Origin of the sequence: Streptomyces narbonensis, from assembly GCF_014649015.1 — a bacterium.
GTDB classification, from domain to species: Bacteria; Actinomycetota; Actinomycetes; order Streptomycetales; family Streptomycetaceae; genus Streptomyces; species Streptomyces narbonensis.
In genome coordinates this window covers 73,464-96,623 of the sequence record NZ_BMSF01000011.1, presented here as the reverse complement: position 1 = coordinate 96,623, position 23,160 = coordinate 73,464, and the positions used below count along the sequence as shown (strand labels likewise).

The following is a 23,160-nucleotide window of genomic DNA, read 5'->3' as shown; positions in this document are numbered from 1 at the left end:
AGGACACCGCTCGGTTACCGTGGAGCCATGACGGTGATCGCGGGTCGTTACCGGCTGCTGGACGTCCTCGCGGAAGGGGCGACGGGCACGGTCTGGCGCGCCCTCGACGAGACGCTCGTCCATGAGGTGGCCCTCAAGGAGCTCCGCACCCCGGCCGGACTCCCCGCCGACGAAGCCCCCCTGCTGTACGCGCGCCTGGAGCGCGGGGCCCGGGCCGCCGCCCGGATCTCCCATCCCTCGGTGGTACGGGTGCACGGAGTGGCCACCGAGGACGGCCGGCCGTGGGTCGTGATGGAGCTGGTCCGCGGCCTCAGCCTCGCCGAGACGCTGGAGGCCGGTCCACTGCCCCCGTCGGAGGCCGCCCGCGTCGGCGCGGAGGTCCTCGCCGCACTCCGGGCGGCGCACGCGGCGGACGTCCCCCACCGGGGAGTGGAGCCGGGACACGTGCTGCTCGCCAACGACGGACGGGTCGTCGTCACCGGTTTCGGTACGGGTGTCACGGCCCCGCCCGAGGGCGCGCCGGACGAGCGGGCGGAGCTGCGGTCCCTCGGGGTGCTCCTCGACACCGCCACGGGCGGCCGGCCGGGTCCGCTGGCCTCCGTGATCGGCCGGCTCCTCGACGAAGGTCCGGGGTCGGCCCTGACGGCGGATCAGGCCGAGCGGGAGTTGCGGCGCGCGGCGCCGGGCGGTGCGCCACGGGCGACGGGTGAGGGTTCCCCGCGCGTGGAGTCCGACACCGCGCGGAAGCCCCGGACCGGGAGCGGCGACGACGGCGGGTCGAGCGACGGGGGTGCGCCCCCGGCGCGAGCGGGGGCGCGGCCGCCCCGGCGATCGGCGCGGCCCCGCCGGGGCCCGGTCCTTGCGGCCGGTCTCGTCGGGGCCCTGCTGATCGCCGGGGCGTTGACGTACCACCTCGCACGGGAAGGGGACCCGGGCACCGGTCCCGGTCCGGGCGGGGTCACGAGCACCGCTCCGGCCGGTCCCGGCCCGACGGGTACGGGGGACGGATCCGCTACACCGCCCCGTTGAAGGACGGCAGGTAGCCGCCCGACTGGCCGGCCGCGGTCGGGTGGTAGGACTCCCCGATGTTGAGCCAGTTGACGCTGTGCAGCCACGCGGAGCCGGAGCAGATCTCGTGGCCGGTGAAGGTCGGGACGACGCTGGCGAAGGTGTAGCCGTGGTCGGCCGCGCGCTTGGCGACGGCGGCATTGAGGTAGTCCGAGGCGCCGTTGATGGCGGTGCGCTCGCCCTCGCTCAGACCGGCGACACAGCTGCCGCCCAGCTTGTAGAAGCGGGGGTAGCCGAGGACGACGACCTCGGCGGCGGGCGCCTTGTTCCTGATGGCCGTGTAGACGGAGTCGAGCTTGCCGGGCAGCGTGGAGTCCACGTAGGCCTTGGCCTGATTCACGCGGTTGATACAGGTGGCCTCGGACTGCAGCACACAGGTCGTCATGACGTCGGCGAATCCGGCGTCATTTCCCCCGATCGTGACGGAGACCAGGTCCGTGGCGGCCGAGAGGGGGCCGAGCTGATTGGCGGTCACATCACCCGTTCGGGCGCCCGAGCAGGCGGTGAACGCGAAGGACGAGGGGGCGTTGGCGTTCTTCCAGAGCACCGGAAACGCCTTCGTGGAGCGCTTGCAGTCGCCACTGGCGCTGTCGTAGCTGCCGGCGCCGACGCCGGAGGAGTACGAGTCTCCCAGTGCTACGTAGTCGAGGGCGGCGGTTTCGGCCGCCTGAGCCGCGCTCGTCCCGGTGAGGGCGAGGACGGCGCCGAGCAGGAGCGAGGACGAAAGGGCCGCGAAGCGGGACAGTCTCATGGAACCTCCCTGTAGCAGGATCTCTGCGTTACCAGGTAGTAGCATCGGATCCGCCGGACCGGAAGTGTCCATGTCAAAACTGGGACCGAACTCCAGTGAGGCTCAGGCGATCCTCCAGCGGCGACGGTCGAGATCCGGCCATGACAGGAAGCGGAACCTCCGCTCCCGATAAACGATCGCTCGTGATCGCGCCACATTCGCGACACATTCGCACAACAAAGCACAGAGACGTGATCCCGCATCACTGTTCCCTGCATGCAAACGGATTGACCGAATCCGACCGGGACAGTTGCGCATCTGACCGACGAAGCTTCGCCAAACTGCGGAAAAGTGGGCCACCGATCCGGGACTTGCCATACAGTCCCATTCATCAATACCGTCGTACATCTCACCCGCACAGGTCCATCAAGCAAAGCGGCTCAGGGGAGGGCTCTAGCGTCGCGATGGCTCCGGTGCGGGGCGCGGTAGGGGGGTGCCGTGCTCGGTGTTCGTTGTGCGCCGGGTCGCGGGTACCGCGCGGCCAGTCATGCCAACTCGCCGATCCCGCAAGGCGATCGACCCTGTAGTCGATTCCGCGCGGGCGAGGTGAGCACCCCCCTTTCGAACCGGACACACCATAGGACCGCCCAAGGGGTGGGCGGCCCACCGGACGAGAGGGAATCAGGACCCATGAGCTCGTTCCTGCGCCCGGCCACTACGGGCCAAGAAATGACCGAGCCGAGTCGAATAGCGGCCCAGTACCGCGCTATCACCTCGCATTTGGCGATCACTCCCCCGGTGAGTGTCGTCATTCCCGCGATGAACGAAGCCGAAAATCTTCCGTACGTCTTCAAGACGCTGCCGGAATGGATCCACGAAGTCGTCCTCGTCGACGGAAATTCCACCGACGACACCGTGAACGTCGCCCGCGAACTCCGGCCGGACGTCAAGGTGGTCAAGCAGGTCGGCAAGGGCAAGGGTGACGCCCTGATCAGCGGCTTCGCCGCCTGCACCGGCGACATCATCGTCATGGTCGACGCCGACGGCTCGGCCGACGGCCAGGAGATCGTCTCCTATGTCTCCGCCCTCGTCGGCGGCGCCGACTTCGCCAAGGGCTCGCGATTCGCCAACGGCGGCGGCACGGACGACATGACGACCATTCGCCGACTCGGCAACTGGGCACTCTGCACACTCGTCAACCGCAAGTTCGGCGCCCGCTACACCGACCTCTGCTACGGCTACAACGCCTTCTGGCGCCACTGCCTCGACAAGGTCACGCTCGACTGCACCGGATTCGAGATAGAGACCCTCATCAACATCCGGGTCGTCAAGGCCGGCCTCAAGGTCCAGGAAGTTCCCAGCCACGAATACCTGCGCATCCACGGCGTCAGCAACCTCAACGCCGTGCGCGACGGGATCCGGGTCCTCAAGGTGATCCTGAAGGAGAAGGGCGTCCGGAAGGCGGCCCGCCGCCGACCCGCCGCGTTCTCCGTCAACGTCCCCCGGGGAGAGGCGTCTTGAGCGACCGCACGACCCCGCACGGCTTCTCGGTGGTGATCTGCGTCTACACGGAGGAGCGGTGGGAGGACATCCGCGCCGCCGTCGACTCCGTACGGAAGCAGTCGCTGCCGCCGCTGGAGACCCTGCTCGTGGTCGACCACAACGAGCGGCTCCTGGAACGGCTCACCGAGGAGTACGCGGACGAGCGGCTCCACGAGGAGGTGCGGGTGCTCGCCAACGCGGGCCCCCGCGGCCTCTCCTCCGGCCGCAACACCGGAATCGCCGCCGCCCGCGGCGAGTTCGTGGCCTTCCTCGACGACGACGCCGTCGCCGAGCCGGACTGGCTCCACCACTTCGCCGCCGCCTACGACGGCCCCGAGGTCATGGCCGTCGGCGGCCGGACCCTGCCCGCCTGGGCCTCCGGCCGCCGCCCCGCGTGGTTCCCCGAGGAGTTCGACTGGGTCGTCGGCTGTACGTACCGGGGCCTGCCCCCGGGCCGGGCCCGCGTGCGCAACGTCCTCGGCGGCAACGCCTCCTTCCGCCGCACCGCCTTCGACGCGGCCGGCGGTTTCGCCACCGGCATCGGCCGGGACGGCGACCGGCGGCCCCTCGGCTGCGAGGAGACCGAGCTGTGCATCCGGCTCGCCAAGGCGATGCCCGGGGCCGTCCTGCTCATCGACGACCGGGCGGTCATCCACCACAAGGTGCCCGCCGTCCGCGAGCGCTTCGGCTACTTCCGCACCCGGGTGTACGCCGAGGGGCTCTCGAAGGCGCTCGTCGCGCGGAGCGTCGGCGCACAGAAGGGTCTGGAGTCCGAACGGCGCTACACGACACGGGTGTTGCCCGCCGGCGTCCTGCGCGGCGTGCGGGACGCGCTGCGCGGACGGTCCGGCGGCGCGGGGCGGGCCGGGGCGATCGTGACCGGAGTGACGGTCGCGGCCGGCGGCTACGCGCTCGGCACGCTCCGGACCCGGCGCGGCGGACCGACGTTCTCCTGGGGCCCGATCGAACGGACCGAGGACGGCGCGGCCAGGAGCGGCGCGGTCGAGGCCGGCGCGGTCACGGAGCGTACCGCCGAGGACCGCGCGGTCGAGGCCGGCTCGGCCACGGAGCGTACCGCCGAGGATCCCGCGGGCGAGGACCGTGCGACCGAGGACGGTGCGACCGAGCACAGCGCCGTCGAGAAGGCCGCCTCGTGAGCGCCGAGTGCGGGGCCGTGTACACCCGGGGCGTGCCCGTCCTCATGTACCACGCCGTCGACAAGGATCCCGCCCCCGCCACCCTCGGGCTCTCCGTCACCCCCGAGGCCTTCGCCGCGCAGATGGCGGTGGTCGCCGAACGCGGGTTCACGCCGCTGACGACCGCCGCGCTCGCCGCCGCCTGGCGCACGGGCAGCGCGCTGCCCGCCAGGCCGCTCCTCGTCACCTTCGACGACGGCTACGAGGGCGTGCACCGCCACGCCCTTCCGGTGCTCGCCCGGCACTCCTTCGCGAGCACCGTCTTCGTCTCCACCGGCTGGCTGCGCGGCAAGCACGACGAGGGCGGCGCGCTCGACACCATGCTCGACTGGGAGCAGGTCCGCGAACTGGCCGACGCGGGAACGGAGATCGGGGGCCACAGCCACACCCATCCGCAGCTCGACCAGCTCGACGCGCGGAGGCTGCGCTTCGAGACGCTCCGCTGCCGGGAGATCGTGGGCGAGGAGCTCGGCAGCGCCCCGGCCTCCTTCGCGTACCCGTACGGATACTCCAGCCGACGGGTGCGGCGCACGGTCCGGGAGGCCGGCTTCACCCAGGCGCTCGCCGTCGGCAACGCCCTGGCCTGCCGCAGCCAGGGGCCGTATGCCCTGGAGCGGGTCACCGTGCGGCGGTCGACGGACATCGAGGAGTTCACCCGGCTCGTGGAAGGCCGCGCGATCGGCCGGAACTTCGCGGCCGACCGGGCCATGACGAAGGGATACGCGCTCGTACGACGCGCCCGGGGTGCCACGCGAGGTCACTGGATCTGACGTACCGCCGGACCGGCGGACGGACCGGCGACCGGGGGGAACGTCCCGTTCAAAACACGGTGCACGGAATGCCCGGTTGCCGGATCATGGGCGCATGGCTGACACCCCACCGGTACCGTCCGAGCCGCAACGGTCGCTGCCCATCAGACTCAACCTCGACGACAGCGACTCGCCGTCGGACGTCGTCGACGCGCTCTTCCTCGGCCGCTTCGCGATCGGCGAGCAGCCGCACTCGCACAGCACCACCCTGGACCGGGTCAAGCCGGATGCGACGCTCCTCCCGGCGGGCGCCCTGGTGCTGCGGGCCGCGAAGGACGACGACCGCAGCGCCGTGCTCGCCGAGGGCGAGGGCTGGACGCTGCTGATCTCCCGCTGGAACCGGGGCGCGGACGTCACCGTCACCGCGGTGGACGCGGAGCTCGCCGAGCGCGTCCTGAAGGAGGCGACCGACGGGGCGAAGGACGAACCGGAGCCGCAGCCGGAGAACGTGACGATGGGGTTCTGGTACGTGTCGCCCCGGCGCGGCCCGCACCGCACCACCCGGCAGATCAGCGCCGGGACCTGGGACGAGGTGCGCCCCAACTACTCGGCGCCGGTGGCCGAGTCCATGGACCGGCTGATGAAGGTGACCCCCGAGTCGATCGCTGGCCGGCTCCTGCTGCTGCACGGGCCCCCGGGGACGGGCAAGACGTCCGCACTGCGGACCCTGGCCCGGTCCTGGCGGGACTGGTGCCAGGTCGACTGCGTCCTGGACCCGGAGCGGCTGTTCAACGACGTCGGCTATCTGATGGACATCGCCATCGGGGAGGACGAGGGGACGGCGAAGGGCCGCTGGCGGCTGCTGCTCCTGGAGGACTGCGACGAGCTGATCCGGGGCGAGGCGAAGCACACGGCGGGGCAGGCCCTGTCGAGGCTGCTCAACCTGACGGACGGCCTGCTCGGGCAGGGGCGCAACGTCCTGGTCGGGGTCACCACCAACGAGGACCTGGAGCGGCTCCACCCGGCCGTGGTCCGCCCCGGTCGCTGTCTGGCCCGGATCGAGGTCGGGCCGATGACCAGGGCGGAGTCGGTCTCCTGGCTCGGGCACGAGGAGGGCGTGCCGCGCGAGGGCGCGACGCTGGCGGAACTGTTCGCGCTGCGCCGCGGCACACCCCCGGCGGACCTCCCGGAGCCCCGTACGGCGGGGGCGGGGCTCTACCTGTAGCGCCCGGCCCCGGTCGGGGAGCGGTCAGCTGTCGTACGCCGCGCGCAGGGCCTCGCGCGCGGCCGCCTCCGCCGCCTCGCGGCTGAGGCCGAGGCGACGGGCCTCCTCGGCGTACTGGGCGGCGGCGGTGGCGGCGCGGCGGGTCGCCGCGTCGCCGGCCGCCGCGACGAAGGTCCCGTGGCGGCCGCGGGTCTCGATCACCCCGTCCGACTCCAGTGCCTTGTACGCCTTGGCGACCGTGTTCGCGGCGAGGCCGAGCTGCTCCGCGAGCCCGCGTACCGTCGGCAGCTTGTATCCGACCGGCAGTCTGCCCGACCGGGCCCGCTCCGAGATCTGGGCACGCAGCTGTTCGTACGGAGCGGTGGTGGATTCGTGGTCCACGGCGATGGTGAGTGTCACCCCTCCGATTCTGCCCCCACCCCGCGGGAAAATGGGAGGCGGTGGCCACCATCCACACGTAGCGTGCGGCCACATGACTGTGATCGTCCGTGATGTACGAACCGGCGACGCCGAGGGTTTCGCCCGGGTGCGCCGCTCGGCGGTTCCCCTCATGCTGGCCACCGCCGAGCAGCTCGTGTTCGACTGGGCGCACGCCCACCCGGACAGCCACTACCGCCCGCTGGTCGCCGTATCCGAGGACGGGACGGTCGTCGGGACGGCCCAGGTGGGGATCGCGCACGAAGCGCCGGAGCCCGGCATCGGCTACGCCAACGTGTACGTGGACCCGGCGCACGCGGGGCACGGCGCCGGCACGCTGCTGCTGCGCGCCGCCGAGGAGCACCTGGCTGAGCGGGGTGCGCACACGCTGTACAGCTGGGTGATGGACGAGCCGCGGAACCGCGCGTGGGCCGAGAAGCGGGGCTACGCGCCGAGCCGTTCCGCGTACTTCCTCCGTCTCGACCTGGCGGCGGTCGAACTGCCGCCGCTCCAGGAGCCGCCGGCCGGTGTCGAGCTGCTGACGGCGGAGGACTTCGCGGCCGATCCGCGGGTGCTCTTCGAGCTGGACGCGGTGACGACCGCCGACGAGCCGAGTGACGTGGGCGCCGAGATGGACGACTACGCGCACTGGCTGGAGACGACCTGGAACCACCCCCTCCTCGACCGGGGGCTGACGACGGTCGCGGTGGTGGACGGGGTGGCCGCCGCGTTCAGCGCCGCGCAGACCGACGGACTGGGGCGGTACGCGACGGGGATGACGGGCACGGCGCCCGCCTTCCGCGGCCGCGGTCTCGCGAAGCTCGTCAAGAACGCCTCGCTGCACCGGGCCCGGGCCGCGGGCTGCGTGGAGGCGTTCACCGGGAACGACGCCGGCAACGAACCGATGCTGGCGATCAACAAATGGTTCGGTTACGAGATCGGCGCGGTGGAGGTACGGCATGTCCGGACGGTCGCTTGAGATCACTCTGATGAAGGCGGGGCGGACGAAGATCCGCTACCCGGCGGAGGTCCTCACGGAGGAGGGCGCCCGTCTCTCGGTCCGCGCCCCGTGGGCCGCCGAGGGGGTACGGGACTTCGGTTTCGTACGGTTCGAGCCGGGCGACGTCTTCGTGGAGCACTACTGGCGGGACCGCTGGTACACGGTCAAGGAGGTGTGGTCCGCCGACGGCTCCCTCAAGGGCTGGTACTGCGACATCACCCGGCCGGCCGAGATCGACGGCTCGGGGGTGGTGATCGAGGACCTGGACCTGGACCTGTGGGTGTCGGCGGACGGCAGCGAGGTGCTGCGGCTGGACGAGGACGAGTTCGAGGCGAGCGGCCTCGCCGCCTCCGACCCGGAGGCGGCGGCCCGCGCCGTCGTGGCCCTGGACGAGCTCGAAGTTCTCGGCCGTGAGGGCCTGATCGAGCTGCTGGGTCGCTAGAGGGCGTCCGGCAGGTGTCGGCCGGCCCGAGCCGGCCGGCGGTCAGTGCAGCTCGACGTCCGATTCCTCCCGCGCGAGGAAGCCCGGCGTCGGGAGGCCCAGCTCGCCGCCTGCCGTGAGCTGCACGAGGGTGGCCTCGACCCGGGCGGCGCCTGGCTGGTAGGCGGGCTCCTTCACGACGGAGGTGTTGACCCACTCGTGGAGGTGCCCGTCGCAGGCGGCCCGGGTGCCGCCGATCCCGGCGGAACGGTTCCCCTGGCGGAGGGTGGAGCTGACGAAGACGGGGCCCGCGCTGTCGTCGGTGCAGCGGTACGTGCCGGAGAGGGTGACGGTGCTGTCCTCGGCGACGGTGCCGTATCCGTGGACGGACAGGCCGTCGGCCCCTCGCGCGTGGGCGAGAGGGGCGACGGCGGCTGCGGCGGCGAGCAGGGCGCCTGCGGCGAGGGCGGTACGGACGCGCATGAGCGGGGTCCCTTCGGGGGCGTGGGGGGTTGGTGCTTCTGCCCGCCAGGGATACCGGATCACGCCGTCCCATGTCCGAACTCACCCCATCGGGGGCGAGTTGAGCACTTTTCGGTAGTGGATACGATCGTACGTTCCGCCTGCGGCCGACCCGCCCGCGCGTCCACTCGCCCGCGCGCCACTCCCGTCTGTCACACCGTCACGTCGCGGCGGCGCGTGATCACCTTCCTCAGCAGCGGCCAGGCGAGCAGGATCAGGACGACCGTGTACACGGCGACCGAGAACGGCGTGTTCACCAGACCCGTCAGGGAGCCGTCGCTGATCTGCAGGGCGCGGCGGAGCTGCTGCTCGGCGGCCGGGCCGAGGATGACGCCGATGACGGCCGGGAGCACCGGGAGGCCGTAGCGCCGCATGCCGAGGCCGATGAGGCCGATGACGAGCAGGATGACGAGGTCGAGCGCCTCGCCGCCCACCGCGTACGCGCCGACGGCGGCGAAGAAGAGAATGCCGGCGTAGAGGTACGGGCGCGGGATGCGCAGCAGCTTGGCCCAGACGGGCGCGAGCGGCAGGTTGAGGGCGAGCAGCAGCACCATGCCGACGAAGAGCGAGGCGATCAGGCCCCAGACCAGGTCGGGTTCCCGCTCGAAGAGCAGCGGGCCGGGCTGGATGCCGTACTGCTGGAAGGCGGCGAGCATCACCGCGGCGACGGCGGTCGTGGGGAGCCCGAGGGTGAGCATCGAGACGAGGGTGCCCGCCGCGGAGGCGGAGGCCGCCGACTCGGGTCCGGCGACGCCCTCGATGGCGCCCTTCCCGAACTGCTCCTTGTGCTTCGAGAGCCGCTTCTCCGTGACGTACGAGAGGAAGGTGGGGATCTCCGCGCCGCCGGCCGGGATCGCGCCGAACGGGAATCCGATGAGGGGACCGCGCAGCCAGGACTTCCAGGTCCGCCGCACGTCGTCCCGGCCGAGCCAGGGCCGGCCCACGGGGATGGCCTCGCCGGTCGTGCGGCGCAGGTGCGCGGCGACCCACAGGGCCTCGCCGATCGCGAAGAGGCCGACCGCGACGATGACGACGTCGACGCCGTCGGCGAGCTGGAGCGAGCCGAAGGTGAGGCGCTGCTGGCCGGTCATCTGGTCGAGCCCGACGAGGCCGATCGTGAGGCCGATGAGGAGCGAGGCGAGTCCGCGGATGCGGGAGGAGCCGAGGACGGAGGTCACCGCGATGAAGGCGAGGACCATGAGCGCGAAGTAGTCCGGGGCGCCGATGTCGACGGCGAGCGCGGCGACGGTCGGGGCGAGGACGACGAGCAGGATCGTGCCGATCATGCCGCCGGCGAAGTGGCCGATGGCGGCGGCGGCGAGCGCCTGCGCGCCCCGGCCGGTCTTGGCCATCGGGTTGCCCTCGATGGCGGCGACGACGGCGGCGCTCTCGCCGGGGGTGTTGAGCAGGATCGAGGTCGTGGAGCCGCCGAACATGGCGCCGTAGTAGATGCCGGCGAACATGATGAAGGCGCCGGTCGGTTCGAGTCCGTAGGTCACCGGGAGCAGCAGGGCGACGGCCATCGCGGGGCCGATGCCGGGCAGGACGCCGATGGCGGTGCCGAGGAGCACGCCGACGGCGGCCCACAGCAGGTTCATCGGGGTGAGGGCGGTCCCGAAGCCGTCGATGAGGGAGTACAGGGAATCCATGGCTCAGATCACTCCCATCAGCGGGCCGCCGGGCAGCGGGACGCCGAGCAGCTTGTCGAAGACGCCGTAGGTGAAGAGGGAGAGGGCGGCCGCGATGAGCGGGTCGCGGTGGAGGTGGCGGCTGCCCAGGGCGTAGGCCGCTCCCCAGAAGAGGAGGGCGCCGGCGACGGGGAAGCCGAGGGGGCCGATGAGGACGGCGAAGGCGAGGAAGACCCCGGCGAGGAGGAGGACGGTGCGCCAGTCGGCGGGCTCGGTCAGGTCGACGTCCTCGCCGGCCTCGGCCTCGCCGCGGCCGCCGCGCAGGACGTCGACGGTGAGGAGGACGGCGACGACGAGGAGGCCGCAGCCGACGACGAGGGGGACGGTGGCGGGGCCCACGGGGCCGCGGCCGGTGACGTCGGTGTCGAGGGTGAGGGCGTCGGTGAGGACGAGGACGCCGAGGAGGAAGAGGAGGACGCCGACGCCGAGCTCGGAGTGTTCCCGCAGCCAGTTCTTCGGGTTCTTCGCGGGGGTGTTCACAGGCCGAGCTCCTTGAGGACGGTGCCGACGCGCTCGTCCTGCTCGGTGAGGAAGTCGCCGAATTCCTCGCCGGGCAGGAAGGCGTCGTTCCAGCCGTGGGTCTTCAGGGACTCGCGCCACTGCGGGGAGCCGTGCAGCTCGGTGACGAGGTCGACGAGCTTCTCGCGTTCGGCGTCGGAGAGGCCGGGCGGGGCGACGATGCCGCGCCAGTTGGTGAACTCGGTGTCGAGACCGGCCTCGCGGAGCGTGGGGGCGTCGAGGCCGGGGACCCGCTTCGGACCGGTGACGGCGAGGAGGCGGAGCTCCCCCGCCTTGATCTGGTCGAGGTACTCGCCGACGCCGGAGACCCCGAAGCCGACCTTGTTCCCGAGGATGGAGGCGAGGAGTTCGCCGCCGCCGTCGAAGGGGACGTAGTTGACGTCCTTCGGGGCGATGCCGGCGGCCTGGGCCATCAGCATCGGAGCGAGGTGGTCGGGTCCGCCGGGCGAGGAGCCGCCGCCGACGGGCAGCTTGCCGGGGTCCTTCTTCCAGGCGGCGAGCAGCTCCTGGATGGTCTTGTACGGGGAGTCCTTGCCGACCACGACGATGTCCTGCTCCTCGGTGAGCCGGGCGATCGGGGTGGTGTCGGCGAGGGTCCTGGGGGTCTTGTTGGTGTGGACGGCTCCGACGACGCCGAGGCCCATGGACATGGCGAGGCGACCGTTGCCGCGTTCGCCGACGAGCCGGGTGAGGCCGACGGTGCCGCCCGCGCCGGGCAGGTTGAAGACCTCGATGTCGCCGGTGAGGCCCGCCTCCTCGGCGTTCTTGGCGGCGGTACGGGCGGTGATGTCGTATCCGCCGCCGGGGGTGTTGGGAACCATGAAGCGCAGTCCGGGTATCTGCGTGCCGGTGTCGGATCCGCTGCCGGTGGTGAGCAGCGGCGGACCCACGAGGACCAGCAGCGCCGACCCGAGGAGAGCAAGGGGGGTGCGCAGACGCACGTGTGCCGCCTCTCAGGTAGGAGGGAAACGGGGGTGTGAGGTGGCCCACATGTTGCACGTACGTGAAGAAGCTGTCTCTCTTCCGCAATCAATGGACGTTGTGGTCCTTGTGGTCGCGACCTAGCGTGTCGGCGTGACGAATGTGCTGGTGGTGGACGACGACTTCATGGTCGCCAAGCTGCACTGCCGCTATGTGTCGGCCGTGGAGGGCTTCACCGTGTCCGGGGTAGCGCACAGCGGCGCCGAGGCGCTGCGCGCGGCCGAGCGGCTCCGCCCCGACCTCGTGCTCCTCGACGTCTTCCTGCCGGACATGGACGGGATCCGGGTGCTGCGGGAGCTGCGGGCGGCGGGTCTCGGCATGGACGCGCTCTTCATCACCGCCGCCCGGGACGTCGGCACGATCCGATCGGCCCTCCGCGCCGGCGCGCTGCACTACCTCATCAAGCCCTTCAGCCAGGCCGCCCTGCACGAGCAGCTCCGCCACGTGGCCTCGCTGCGCACGCGCCTCGACGACCTCGACGAGGCCCGCCAGGAGGACGTGGACCAGATCTTCGGCACCCGCCCGCGGGGCTCCCGCGAGCTCCCGAAGGGCCTCGCGGCCCACACGGCCGACCTGGTCGACTCGATCCTCCGCGCCCATCCGGAGGGCCTCTCGGCGACGGAGTGCGCGGAGGCCGGCGCCCTGTCCCGGGTGAGCGCCCGCCGCTATCTGGAGTACTTCGCCCAGACGGGCCGCGCGGAGATCACCCTCCGGTACGGCGGGACGGGGCGGCCCGAGCGGCGCTACCGGCGGCTCGGCTGACTTCCTGAGGCGCCACTTACCTCCACCTTAAAGCGATCCTAAGGATCGTCATCTCCCGCTCTCCACGGGCTCTTTCACGGTTCCGGGCGGCTAGTTTCCTAGCCAACCCCCCCACACCACCCTCGTGAAGGAGCTGTCCCCCCATGACCTCTCGCCGTACGACCGCGGCCGTGACCGCCTCCGCTGTGCTGGCACTCTCCGGGCTGGCCTCCGGGTCCGCCTTCGCCCACGGGTCGATGACGGATCCGGTGAGCCGGGTGTCGGCCTGTTACGCGGAGGGGCCCGAGGCGCCGCGGTCGGAGGCGTGCAAGGCGGCGGTGGCGGCGAGCGGGACGCAGGCCTTCTACGACTGGAACGCGGTGAACATCGCGAACGCCGCCGGGAAGCACCGGGAGCTGATCCCGGACGGCAAGCTGTGCAGTGCGGGCAACGACAAGTACCGGGGGCTCGACCTGGCGCGGAGCGACTGGCCCGCGAGCCGGCTGGAGTCCGGGGCGCACACCTTCCGCTACAAGGGGACGGCGCCGCACCGGGGCTCGTTCGAGCTGTACGTGACGAAGGACGGGTACGACCCGTCGAAGCCGCTGACCTGGGCGGACCTGGGGGCGAAGCCGTTCGCGACGGTGACCGACCCGCGGATGGAGAACGGCGACTACGTCTTCGAAGGGACGGTTCCGAAGAAGACCGGCCGTCACCTGATCTACTCGATCTGGCAGCGCTCCGACTCCCCCGAGGCGTTCTACACCTGTTCGGACGTGGTGTTCGGGGCGGGCAGCGGTGGCGGTACGACCCCCGCCCCGTCCGCCTCCGCGCCGAGCGAGGAGCAGATCGAGGACGGCAAGGACGAGTCCTCCGTCGAGCACGGTGGGCACGGGGACCACGACGCGTCGACCGGGGCGGAGGAGACGGCGGCCGCGCCCGCGACGGCCGCCCCGACGACGGCGCCGGCCGCGGAGAGCACGGAGCCCGCCGAGCCGACGGCCGAGACGACCGACGCCGCCGCACCCACGGCGCCGGCCACCGAGAGCGCCGAGCCCAACGCGCCAGCGCCCGCGGCCGGTTCGGGCTCCGGGGTGGAGCTGGCCGAGACCGGTGGCGACGCCACCACCCCGTATCTCGCGGTCGGTGGCGCCGCCGTGCTCGCGCTCGGCGCGGCCGTGCTCTTCGGGGCCGCCCGGCGACGCCGGACCCAGGGATAACGGCCGGTCGCCGGCGCCGGTCGCGGTCGCGGTCGCCGGCGCCGGTCGCGGTCGCGGTCGCCGGCGCCGGTCGCGGTCGCGGTCGCCGGCGCCGGTCGCGGTCGCGGTCGCCGGCGCCGGTCGCGGTCGCGGTCGCCGGCGCCGGTCGCGGTCGCGGTCGCCGGCGCCGGTCACGGTGGATCGCTGGCCGGTCGTGTCAGATGCCGCAGCTGGAGGCGGACCAGAAGCGGCTGCCGCGGTGGTCGAGGTGGGTGTGGTCGCCGTGGCCGGGATAGCCGGGGCCGAGGATGCCGTTGAAGCCGTGGTTGCGGGCCTGCTGGGCGAGGCGGCACAGCGAGTGGGGCCCCGAGCCGAGGTCGGCCGCGTCGCCGTACAGATGACGGCTCGACGAGGCCCCGCCGACCGCGTCGTTGCAGGCCTGGCTGCGGAAACCGCTGGTGACGCGGATGGACTGGTCACCGAGGGCGTGCCGGAGGGCCTCCAGCTTCCACATCGTGCGCAGCGCGTTGGACTTGGCGGTGGCCGCGCTCACCGCGCCCCCCGCCCAGGTCGTGTTGCAGTCGTTCAGCTCGGCGTAGGAGAAGTGGACCGGCGTGCAGTCGTCGTCCTGAAGGCTGTAGATCTTGCTGAAGGTCGCGGGGCCCGCGACGCCGTCGGCGGCCAGTCCGTAGGCGGCCTGGAAGCGCTTGACGGCCGCGGCGGTGCCGGGGCCGTAGGCTCCGTCGATCGCGAGGACCGCGCCGTAGCCGGGATAGCCGGCCACGCGGATCTGCAGTTGCGTCACGTCGGCGCCGGAGGATCCCTCGGAGAGGGTGCGCGACCAGGTGTAGCAGCCGTCCGCGTGAGCCGTGCCCGCGGTCGCCACCACCCCGCCCGCCAATGACGCCATGAGCATGACAATCGAGAGAAGAAGGCGGACGAACGGGGAACGTTCGGTGCGTCGGGGCATCGAGCCTCCATTGCCTCACAGAACCGGGGGTGACCCGTGGAGTCGGGCCACCCCCCGAGACTGGCCGCCGCGTCGACGCGCGTCAACCACGCCCGACGAGCGTCATTTGTCGAGCCAATGGCGGTAGCGGACCGGGTAGGTCCCGGGCCGCCTCTGGGCCCCCTAGGTCCTGTCGTCAACCTCCCGCCTGCCTGCGGCGGACGACGGGAGTTTGACGACAGGACCTAGCCGATCACCGAGAGGCAGGTGGTCGGAGTCGCGCGGGCCGGGTCGAGGGCGTTGGCGACCTCGTGGAAGGTGACCCGGTCCACCGTGCCGATCGCCACGTGCTCGGACAGGTCGAGCGCGCACTTGTCCTGGATGAGGACGTTGGTGACGTTCGGGCCGCTCAGGAACTGCGAGCGGTACGGGGTGACGACCTCGTCGTACTGGGTCGCGATCACGTGGTAGCGGACGCCGGGCACGGTGTCGCCGCCCTCGTTGAGCCGGGTGATGAACGGCGAGCCGGCGATCTGGTCGGCGAGGCCCGGGGTGTTGGCCTTGAGCAGGTCCTCGGCGCCGGGGAAGAACGGCAGGAGCTTGGTGAGGCCGAGCAGGGTGGTGCCGTGGTTGTCGGGGGCGATCCCGACGAGCGCGTTCACCTTCTCGGCCCCGCCGAGGAACTTGAGGTACCAGCGGGGCATCATGCCGCCCTGCGAGTGCCCGACGAGGTCCACCTCGGGGGCGCCGGTCGCGGCCAGGACCCGGTCGACGTACGCGTCGAGCTGCTCGGCGGACTTCGCGATGGGCCCGAGCCCATGGAAGAACGGCACGTTCGGCAGCTGGCCGTAGTCGAGCGAGAAGACGCAGTAGCCTCGGTTCACCAGGTAGGGCGCGAGGACGAGCCAGTTGTCGACGGAGTTCCCGAAGGTGCCGTGGACGAGGACGACCGGGCGCGGATGAGCGGCGGAGGGCTTGCAGGAGTAGTCGTTCCAGCCACGGCTGGTGGTGGCGGTCTCGACCTGGGCCGAGGCGGCGGCGGTCGGCGCGAGGGTGGCGGCGGCGGTCAGAAGCAGGACGGACAGCGCTCTGACGGCGTGTTTCCAGGGCAGCATCGGGCGATCTCCTTGCGGCTCAAGGGGATGGTGGGGGTGCTGTGCCCTGCGGCCCGGACCACAAGTGGGGATGCGCGGTGGGGATGCGCTTCAGCCAAGCTACGCATCGGTAGCCTCGGCTGGGAAGTTACGCGTCGGTAAAAAGTGCGGTGTCGCCGAGGAGTCCGCCCGCACGGGTGATCAGGCCGCCAGTGAGCCCGGCAGCACCGCCCTCGGTCCGAACTTCGCCCGCGCCCGGTCCGCCACCGCCTCGATCCGTCGGGTCTTCTCGTCCACCGGGTCCAGGGAGAGCTGGTGTGCGGCCTTCTCGGCGTCCGTCAGGCCCTCGGCGCGCAGGGCGATCCCCCGCACCCGGGCCCGCTGGAGGCCGAAGGAGTCGTGGACGGCGTACGCGAGGGCGGTGAGCGCCGCCGAGTGGGCGGTCGGTTCGGCGAGGGTACGACTCCGGGTCGTGGTGCTGCGGTCGGCGTACCGCACGGTGACCGCGAGCGAGCGGCACACCTGCCGTTCCGTGCGGAGCCGCGCGCCGAGCTCGGTGGCGAGCGAGAGGAGGGCCTTGCGGTGTTCCGTACGGTCGATCTCGTCGTGCGGGAAGGAGCGTTCGGCGGCTGTCGACCGAGAGACAGCGTTCGGGACGACGGGGGTCCGGTCGATGCCCCGGGCCCGTTCCCACAGTTCGCGGCCGGTCTTCGCGCCGACGAGCCGCTGGAGCACGCCGAGCGGCGCGTCGGCGACCCGGCCGACGGAGTCGAGTCCGTAGCCGCAGAGGGTACGGGCGGTGGCGCGGCCGACACCGTCGAGCGTGACGACCGGGCGGTCGCGCAGGAAGGCGGCCGGGTCCTCGACGACGAGGGTGACGCCGGGCCGGGCCTCGCTCGCGGCCGTCCGGGCCAGCATCGGGTTGGGCCCGGCGCCGATGACGCAGTCGACGCCGTACAGGGCGAGCGCCCTGACCCGGATCACCGAGGCGAGCTCGGCGGGGCTCCAGCCGAAGTAGCGCAGCGCGCCGCGCACGTCGGCGAGCACCTCGGCGGGCGGGGCGGCCTGGACGGTCGGGGTGAACTCACCGAGGAGCTCCACCAGTTGCGGGAGCAGGGACTCCCACATCGGTTCGAGGCGGAAGCGTACGCAGAGGATCATCCGGCGCTCCCCGGGCTGCTGTGCCAGAGCTTCCGCGCCGGTGCGGTGGCGCCCTCCCCGGCCGGGCGGAGGTCGGCCCAGGGGTTCATCTCGTAGCCGGTGGGCATCGTGATGCGGCGGCCGGAGCCGGCGCGAGCGCCGCGGTCGCCGGCGGGCGCGGAGTCGCCGTTCCCGCCGGTCCCGCCGTTCCCGCCTCCGGTCCCGCCGTTCCCGCCGGTCGGTCCCGGTTCGGCGAGCCTCGCCCCCACCGCCTCCAGGCCGCCGGAGGACCGGAGTTCGACCAGTTCGGCGAGGTTCCAGGCGGCCGAGCCGACGACGCTGAGGCTGCGCGGGCCGCGCCGCTGCACGACGCCCCGGACGAGGAGCAGCCAGGAGTGGAAGACGGTGTGGGCACAGCGCTCGTGGGCGTCGTCGAAGAAGGCGAGGTCGACCAGGCCCGTACCGTCGTCGAGCGTGCTGAAGATGACCCGTTTCCCGGAGCGGATGGGCGGGGTCTGGGTGGCGGCCTTGGCGCCCGCGACCAGGACGGTCCGGCCGTGGGGGGTGTCGCGCAGCCGCTGGGCGGAGACGACGCCGAGTTCGCGGAGGAAGGCGTGGTGGTCGTCCATGAGGTGGCGGGAGGTGTCCATGCCGAGGATGCCGAGCTCGGCGCTGAGGCGTTCCGTGTCGTCGAGGTCGGGGAGGCCGACGGGGGCGGTCTTCCCGCCCTGGGCGAGCGGGAGTTGACCGCCGTGGGAGGCGGCTCCCCGGTGGATGCGCCGGAGTTCGTTCAGATGGAGCAGCAGGTCGCGGCGGTTGGCGCCGAAGGCGTCCAACGCGCCGACCTGGGCCAGGCGTTCGGCGACGGGGGTGCGCGGGCGGGCCCGCTCCCAGAAGTCGAGCAGGGAGGCGTAGGGCTGTCCGGCCTCGATGCGGGCACTCTCGGCCTCTCCGATGCCGTGGACGTCGGCGAGGCCGAGCCGGAGACCCCACACCGCCGACTCATCGGACACCAGTTCGATACGGTGGGCGACCGCCGACCGGTTCACGTCCAGCGGCAGCACCGGCACCCCGCGCCGCCGCGCGTCCGCGAGCAGCAGCCGCTTGGGGTACATGCCGGGGTCGTGGGTGAGCAGCCCGGCGTAGAAGGCCGCCGGGTGGTGCGCCTTGAGCCAGGCCGACTGGTACGTCGGCACGGCGAAGGCCACCGCGTGCGCCTTGCAGAAGCCGTACGAGCCGAAGGCCTCCACGATCTCCCAGGTGCGGGCGACGACCTCGGCCGCGTACCCCTTCCGCTCCGCCTCCCGGGCGAACCAGGCCTTGATCCGGCCCTGCGAGCCGGAGTCCGAGAGTCCGCGCCGCACCTGGTCGGCCTCGTCGCGGCGGCAGCCGGTCATGATCCGGACGATCTCGATGATCTGCTCGTGGAAGACGACCACGCCGTACGTCTCCTTCAGCGGCCCCTCCAGGTCGGGGTGCGGGTAGCGGACGGGGGCGCGGCCGTGCCGGGCCTCGATGAAGGGGCGGACCATGTCGGCGGCGACCGGCCCGGGGCGGAAGAGCGAGATGTCGACGACGAGGTCGTGGAAGGTCGCGGGCTGGAGCCGGCCGACGAGGTCGCGCTGGCCCGGGGACTCGATCTGGAAGCAGCCGAGGGTCTCGGTGGAGCGGATGAGCCGGTACGTCTCGGGGTCGCCCTCCGGGATCGCGTCGATGTCCGGGCGGGCGCCGGTGGCGCGCTCGACCTCGGCGACGGCGTGGGCCATCGCGGACTGCATGCGCACCCCGAGGACGTCGAGCTTGAGCAGCCCGAGGTCCTCCACGTCCTCCTTGTCGAACTGCGACATGGGGAAGCCCTCGCCGCTGGTCGGCACCACGGGGGTGCGGGTGAGCAGCGAGGCGTCCGAGAGCAGCACCCCGCAGGGGTGCATGGCGATGCCGCGCGGCAGGGCGTCGAGCGCCTCGACCAGCTCCCAGAGCCGGCCGAACCGGTCCCGCTCCCCCGCGAGTTCGCGCAGCTCGGGCAGTTCGTCGAGGGCGGCGAGCGCGTCCCGGGCGCGGATGTGCGGGAAGGCCTTGGCGATCCGGTCGGTCTCGGCCGGGTCGAGGGAGAGGGCCGCGCCGACGTCCCGCACCGCGTGGCGGACCCGGTAGGTCTCGGGCATGGAGACGGTGGCGACCCGCTCGGTGCCGAAGCGGCCGATGATCGCCCGGTAGACCTCCAGACGGCGGGCGGACTCGACGTCGACGTCGATGTCGGGCAGGGCGGTGCGGCGCTTGGAGAGGAAGCGCTCCATGAGCAGGCCGTGCTCGACCGGGTCGGCGTGGGCGATGCCGAGGAGGTGGTTGACGAGGGAGCCGGCGCCGGAGCCTCGGGCGGCGACCCGTATCCCCATGCCCCGGATGTCCTCGACGACCTGGGCGACCGTCAGGAAGTAGGTGGCGAAGCCGTGGTGGGCGATGACGTCCAGCTCGCGGTGCATCCGGTCCCAGTAGGCGCGGCGCTTCTCGTACCCCTTGAGGACCATGCCGGCGGCGGCCCGGGAGGCGAGGACGCGCTGTGCGGTGCGGTGTTCGGCGCCGACGAGGTACGGCTCCGGGAAGTGCGCGGAGCCGATGCCGAGGTCGTCCTCGGGGTCGACCAGGCAGTCGGCGGCGACCGCCGCCGTCCGGTCGAGCAGCCGGTGCGCGGCGTCCCGGCGGAAGCCGGCCGCCTCGACGATCAGCTCGGCGGCGGCCAGCATGCCGTCGGGTCCTTCGGCGCCCTTGAGCCAGGCCTCTCCGCTGTCGAGCTCCTTGCGGGGGTCGACGGGGACGAGCCGGCGGGCGGAGTCGAGGACGTCGGCGACGGGCCCCAGGCCGGGGTCGGCGTAGCGGACGGCGTTGGTGAGGACGGGCGGGACGCCCTGCTCGGCGGCGAAGCCGACGGTACGGGCGGCGAGCCGCAGGGAGCCGGGGCCGGTGCCGGTACGGCCGTGGTGGACGGCCTCCAGGCGCAGCGCGTCGCCGTACCGCTCGCGCCAGGGGGCGAGCAGCCGGGCGGCCCGGTCGGGGCGGCCCGCGGCGAGGGCGCGGCCGACGTCGGAGGCCGGGCCGAGGAGCACGGTCAGCCCCTCGTCGTGCCCGGCGGCCCAGGGCAGCAGGGGCTGCCCGCCGGTACCGCCCACGCCCGCACCGCTCACGCCCGCACCGCTCACACCCGCACCGCCCGCACCGCTCACACCCGCACCGCCCGCACCGCTCACACCCGCACCACCCGCACCCGCACCGCTCCCGGCGTGGGCGGCGGTGATCATGGCGCAGAGGGAGGCCCAGCCGGCGCGGGAGCGGGCGAGGAAGAGGGCGCGGGGCGCGGACTCGTCGACGAAGGCGCCGCCGCGCACGGGCACCCGGCGGGCGGAGGAGCCCTGCCCGGTGTCGTGCGTCACCGGCTCCGGCGCCTCATGGGCGAGGTCCACGCCGAAGAGGGGCCGGACGCCCTCCTTCGCGCAGGCCTTCGCGAAGCGGACCGCGCCGGAGAGGGTGTCGCGGTCGGTCAGGGCGAGCGCGTCCATGCCCCGCTCGGCCGCGCGCGCGGCCAGCCGTTCGGGGTGCGAGGCCCCGTAGCGCAGGGAGTAGCCCGAGGCGGTGTGCAGGTGCGTGAATCCCGGCATGGCGCACCTCCCGCACTTCCCGCATCGAATTCGTACGTACGTTCCCACCCCCTGAACCCAGCGTAGCCTACTTTCGAACATCCGTACGATAACCCGTTCGGGTCTGCCCCACCTGCGGAAACACCGCTCCCCCCGGAGCCTGGGGGGCATGAGCCTCGTCGATGAACTGAAAAGCGCCGTCACCCCCCGAGCCGCCCTGCTCGTCGTCGGTGTCTTCGCCCTCCAGCTGCTGTTCATCACCTCGTACGTCGGGGCCCTGCACAATCCGAAACCCACGGACGTCCCCTTCGGCGTGGTCGCCCCCGGGCAGGCCGCGACCGTCCTGACGGACCGACTGGAGAAGCTGCCGGGCGATCCCCTCGCCCCCCGCACGCTCACGGACGAGGCCGAGGCGCGGGACCAGATCATGAACCGGGACATCGACGGGGCCCTCATCGTCGACCCGCGGGGCCGCACCGACACCCTGCTCGTCGCCTCCGGCGGCGGCAAGGTGCTCTCCGCGACCCTGGTGGCGATGATGACGGAGCTGGAGGCGGCCAACCAGCGCGCCGTGCGAACCGTCGACGTGGCCCCCTCCTCCTCCCAGGACTTCAACGGACTCTCCGCCTTCTACCTGGTCATCGGCTGGTGCGTCGGCGGCTACATCTGCGCCGCGATCCTGGCGATCAGCGCCGGCTCCCGCCCGGCCAACCGGGAGCGGGCGATCATCCGGCTCGGGGTGCTCGCGCTCTACGCGGCCCTCGGCGGACTCGGCGGCGCGATCATCGTCGGCCCGATCCTGGGAGCGCTGCCCGGCAGCGTCGCGGCCCTGTGGGGCCTGGGCACCCTGGTCGTCTTCGCCGTCGGCGCCGCCACGCTCGCCCTGCAGTCGGTCTTCGGGATCGTCGGCATCGGCCTGGCGATCCTGCTCATCGTGGTCGCCGGCAATCCGAGCGCGGGCGGCGCCTTCCCGCTGCCGATGCTGCCCCCGTTCTGGGAGGCGATCGGCCCGTGGCTGCCGCCGGGCGCGGGCACCTGGGCGGCGCGCTCGATCGCGTACTTCAAGGGCAACGACATGACCACCTCGATGCTGGTCCTCTCGGCCTGGGCGGTCGTCGGCTCCGTCGTCACCCTGGTGATGTCCTCCCTGAAGCAGAAGCCGCAGGAGGAGCCGATCGCCACGGAACTCGACACCGCGGGCGGGGCCGGGGCGAGTTGAGCGGCGGGCGCCCCGGAACGCCTGGCCCACCGGCCCGTCGCCCCGGGGAGTCGAGCGGCGCGCGCTGCCCCAAAAGGCCTGGCCCACCGGCCCGTCGACGCATTACCTTCACGGGGCATCACCGACCGGTCCCCGAGCGACAAGGCCCTCCGTGACATTCGTCCGCCCCGCCCGTCCCGACGAACTCCCCGCCCTGGTCGAACACCCCGACGACCCCGAGCGCAACGCCGCCACCCGCGCCTACCTCGCCCAGCTCCTCGACAGCGCGTGCACCCGTCCCGACTGGTGCCTGGTCGCCGAGGACGGCGACGGGCGGCTCACCGGCAGCGTGGTGCTGTGGACCATCCCGGGACACGAGGTCCCGCTCGCCTTCGTGCTGTTCGAGGCGCCGGAGGACTCGCCGGAGACCGGGGCCGCCCTGCTCGACGCCGCGGCGGCCAGGGCCCGGGAGCTGGGCGCGACGGAGCTCGAGCACGTCGTCGACTCCCCCGCCCAGGCCCCGCAGTACCAGCGGAATCCGGAGCACCGGGGCGAGCTGCTGCGGGCGTCCGGTTTCGGCGTGGTCCGCGACGGCCGCCGTTTCAGCCTCCGCTCTTCCGGTACGCCGGTGGGGCCGCCGGCCGACGACCCCCGGCTGACCTTCCGCTCGCTCGCCGAGCTCGGCCCCGAGCCCTTCGTCGCGGTCCTCGCCGAGCTGCTCGCCGACACCGCCGACGCCCGGCTCGCGGCAGACGTACGGCAGCACGGCGCCCGCCGCGCGGCCGAGCTGCTCTTCGAGGAGACGGCCGAGCTGAAGCACCAGCCCGAGTGGTGGGAGCTCGGTTACGACGCGGACGGCACGGTCGCCGTGATCAGCCTCCCCGCCGAGAACCCCAGTGTCCCGGTGATCGGTTTCGTCGGCGTCGCCCCCGCCCACCGCGGCAAGGGGTACGCCACCTCCGTCGTCGTCCGGGGCACCCGTGTCCTGGCCGCCGCCGGGGCCACGGAGATCCGCGGGGACTGCGACGCCGCGAACGTGGCGATGGCGAAGGCCTTCGAGCGGGCCGGATACGTGAACTTCGCCGACCGGCTGGAGTTCGCCCGCACCCTCTGAGCCCCCGGGAACACGGCGGGCGGGCCGAAGTCCCT

The 23,160-nt window shown here is 72.8% G+C and carries 20 protein-coding genes and 1 pseudogene; 11 read left to right on the top strand and 10 right to left on the bottom strand.

Annotated elements, in window-relative coordinates; all coding sequences use genetic code 11:
- Window positions 1–27 precede the first annotated feature (27 nt).
- Window positions 28–1,029 carry a protein kinase domain-containing protein gene (locus IE124_RS21920; RefSeq protein ID WP_189509600.1) on the top strand — a complete coding sequence of 334 codons (1,002 nt, stop codon included), beginning with the start codon at window positions 28–30 and terminating at the stop codon, window positions 1,027–1,029.
- Here the strand turns inward: IE124_RS21920 and IE124_RS21915 are convergent.
- Window positions 1,013–1,819 (bottom strand): SGNH/GDSL hydrolase family protein, encoded by an 807-nt coding sequence (locus IE124_RS21915; protein WP_189509599.1) that lies wholly within the window; start codon window positions 1,817–1,819, stop codon window positions 1,013–1,015. The two genes, IE124_RS21920 and IE124_RS21915, sit on opposite strands and share 17 nt — an antisense overlap.
- A 669-nt stretch (window positions 1,820–2,488) precedes the next feature.
- Here IE124_RS21915 and IE124_RS21910 point away from each other — a divergent pair.
- From IE124_RS21910 to IE124_RS21895, 4 genes and pseudogenes are all read left to right on the top strand, one after another.
- Window positions 2,489–3,319 carry a glycosyltransferase family 2 protein gene (locus IE124_RS21910; RefSeq protein ID WP_189509598.1) on the top strand — a complete coding sequence of 277 codons (831 nt, stop codon included), beginning with the start codon at window positions 2,489–2,491 and terminating at the stop codon, window positions 3,317–3,319.
- A pseudogene (locus tag IE124_RS21905) lies at window positions 3,316–4,323 on the top strand (glycosyltransferase family 2 protein); the annotation flags it as partial. The gene IE124_RS21910 and the pseudogene IE124_RS21905, both read left to right, overlap by 4 nt.
- A 218-nt stretch (window positions 4,324–4,541) precedes the next feature.
- Window positions 4,542–5,306 carry a polysaccharide deacetylase family protein gene (locus IE124_RS21900; protein ID WP_189509724.1) on the top strand — a complete coding sequence of 255 codons (765 nt, stop codon included), beginning with the start codon at window positions 4,542–4,544 and terminating at the stop codon, window positions 5,304–5,306.
- Window positions 5,307–5,400: 94 nt separating this feature from the next.
- Window positions 5,401–6,510, top strand: coding sequence for a DUF5925 domain-containing protein (locus IE124_RS21895; RefSeq protein WP_189509597.1), 1,110 nt, complete (start codon window positions 5,401–5,403; stop codon window positions 6,508–6,510).
- Between the two features lie 24 nt (window positions 6,511–6,534).
- Here IE124_RS21895 and IE124_RS21890 read toward each other — a convergent pair whose 3' ends face one another.
- A complete protein-coding gene (locus IE124_RS21890) occupies window positions 6,535–6,909 on the bottom strand; it encodes a GntR family transcriptional regulator (RefSeq protein WP_189509596.1) in 375 nt (124 codons plus the stop codon).
- A 73-nt stretch (window positions 6,910–6,982) separates the two neighbouring features.
- Between IE124_RS21890 and IE124_RS21885 the strand changes: the two genes are divergently transcribed.
- Together IE124_RS21885 and IE124_RS21880 are read left to right on the top strand one after the other, a co-directional pair.
- Window positions 6,983–7,906 carry a GNAT family N-acetyltransferase gene (locus IE124_RS21885; protein ID WP_189509595.1) on the top strand — a complete coding sequence of 308 codons (924 nt, stop codon included), beginning with the start codon at window positions 6,983–6,985 and terminating at the stop codon, window positions 7,904–7,906.
- Entirely contained in the window at window positions 7,887–8,369 is a 483-nt protein-coding gene (locus IE124_RS21880) for a ribonuclease FAU-1 family protein (RefSeq protein ID WP_189509594.1), read from the top strand. The genes IE124_RS21885 and IE124_RS21880 overlap by 20 nt, the downstream gene beginning before the upstream one ends.
- Before the next feature lie 42 nt (window positions 8,370–8,411).
- Here the strand turns inward: IE124_RS21880 and IE124_RS21875 are convergent, their stop codons facing one another.
- The 4 genes from IE124_RS21875 to IE124_RS21860 form a co-directional block, all read right to left on the bottom strand.
- Complete coding sequence (locus IE124_RS21875; RefSeq protein WP_189509593.1) at window positions 8,412–8,831, bottom strand: DUF6299 family protein; 420 nt, start codon at window positions 8,829–8,831, stop codon at window positions 8,412–8,414.
- A 191-nt stretch (window positions 8,832–9,022) separates the two neighbouring features.
- Complete coding sequence (locus IE124_RS21870) at window positions 9,023–10,519, bottom strand: tripartite tricarboxylate transporter permease (RefSeq protein ID WP_189509592.1); 1,497 nt, start codon at window positions 10,517–10,519, stop codon at window positions 9,023–9,025.
- Between the two features lie 3 nt (window positions 10,520–10,522).
- The gene (locus IE124_RS21865; RefSeq protein WP_189509591.1) at window positions 10,523–11,038 is read right to left on the bottom strand and encodes a tripartite tricarboxylate transporter TctB family protein; all 516 of its coding nucleotides are present in this window, start codon (window positions 11,036–11,038) and stop codon (window positions 10,523–10,525) included.
- Window positions 11,035–12,018, bottom strand: a complete 984-nt coding sequence (locus IE124_RS21860) for a Bug family tripartite tricarboxylate transporter substrate binding protein (protein WP_189509590.1) — start codon at window positions 12,016–12,018, stop codon at window positions 11,035–11,037. The genes IE124_RS21865 and IE124_RS21860 overlap by 4 nt, the downstream gene beginning before the upstream one ends.
- 133 nt (window positions 12,019–12,151) lie before the next feature.
- Between IE124_RS21860 and IE124_RS21855 the strand changes: the two genes are divergently transcribed.
- Together IE124_RS21855 and IE124_RS21850 are read left to right on the top strand one after the other, a co-directional pair.
- Complete coding sequence (locus IE124_RS21855) at window positions 12,152–12,820, top strand: response regulator (RefSeq protein ID WP_189509589.1); 669 nt, start codon at window positions 12,152–12,154, stop codon at window positions 12,818–12,820.
- A 143-nt stretch (window positions 12,821–12,963) separates the two neighbouring features.
- Window positions 12,964–14,019, top strand: a complete 1,056-nt coding sequence (locus IE124_RS21850) for a lytic polysaccharide monooxygenase auxiliary activity family 9 protein (RefSeq protein ID WP_189509588.1) — start codon at window positions 12,964–12,966, stop codon at window positions 14,017–14,019.
- A 196-nt stretch (window positions 14,020–14,215) separates the two neighbouring features.
- Here IE124_RS21850 and IE124_RS21845 read toward each other — a convergent pair whose 3' ends face one another.
- The 4 genes from IE124_RS21845 to IE124_RS21830 all read right to left on the bottom strand — a co-directional run bounded on the left by IE124_RS21845 (window position 14,216) and on the right by IE124_RS21830 (window position 20,834).
- Window positions 14,216–14,968, bottom strand: coding sequence for a D-Ala-D-Ala carboxypeptidase family metallohydrolase (locus IE124_RS21845; RefSeq protein ID WP_229832676.1), 753 nt, complete (start codon window positions 14,966–14,968; stop codon window positions 14,216–14,218).
- 224 nt (window positions 14,969–15,192) lie between these two features.
- Window positions 15,193–16,062: an esterase/lipase family protein gene (locus IE124_RS21840; RefSeq protein WP_189509586.1), complete on the bottom strand. Its 870-nt coding sequence runs from the start codon at window positions 16,060–16,062 to the stop codon at window positions 15,193–15,195.
- Window positions 16,063–16,242: 180 nt separating this feature from the next.
- Complete coding sequence (locus tag IE124_RS21835) at window positions 16,243–17,202, bottom strand: DNA polymerase Y family protein (RefSeq protein WP_189509585.1); 960 nt, start codon at window positions 17,200–17,202, stop codon at window positions 16,243–16,245.
- Window positions 17,199–20,834 (bottom strand): DNA polymerase III subunit alpha, encoded by a 3,636-nt coding sequence (locus IE124_RS21830; RefSeq protein ID WP_189509584.1) that lies wholly within the window; start codon window positions 20,832–20,834, stop codon window positions 17,199–17,201. The genes IE124_RS21835 and IE124_RS21830 overlap by 4 nt, the downstream gene beginning before the upstream one ends.
- Window positions 20,835–20,982: 148 nt before the next feature.
- On the opposite strand from IE124_RS21830, the gene IE124_RS21825 reads away from it, so the two are divergent.
- Together IE124_RS21825 and IE124_RS21820 are read left to right on the top strand one after the other, a co-directional pair.
- A complete protein-coding gene (locus IE124_RS21825) occupies window positions 20,983–22,032 on the top strand; it encodes an ABC-2 transporter permease (protein ID WP_189509583.1) in 1,050 nt (349 codons plus the stop codon).
- Between the two features lie 151 nt (window positions 22,033–22,183).
- Entirely contained in the window at window positions 22,184–23,125 is a 942-nt protein-coding gene (locus IE124_RS21820) for a GNAT family N-acetyltransferase (RefSeq protein WP_189509582.1), read from the top strand.
- Window positions 23,126–23,160: the final 35 nt, after the last annotated feature.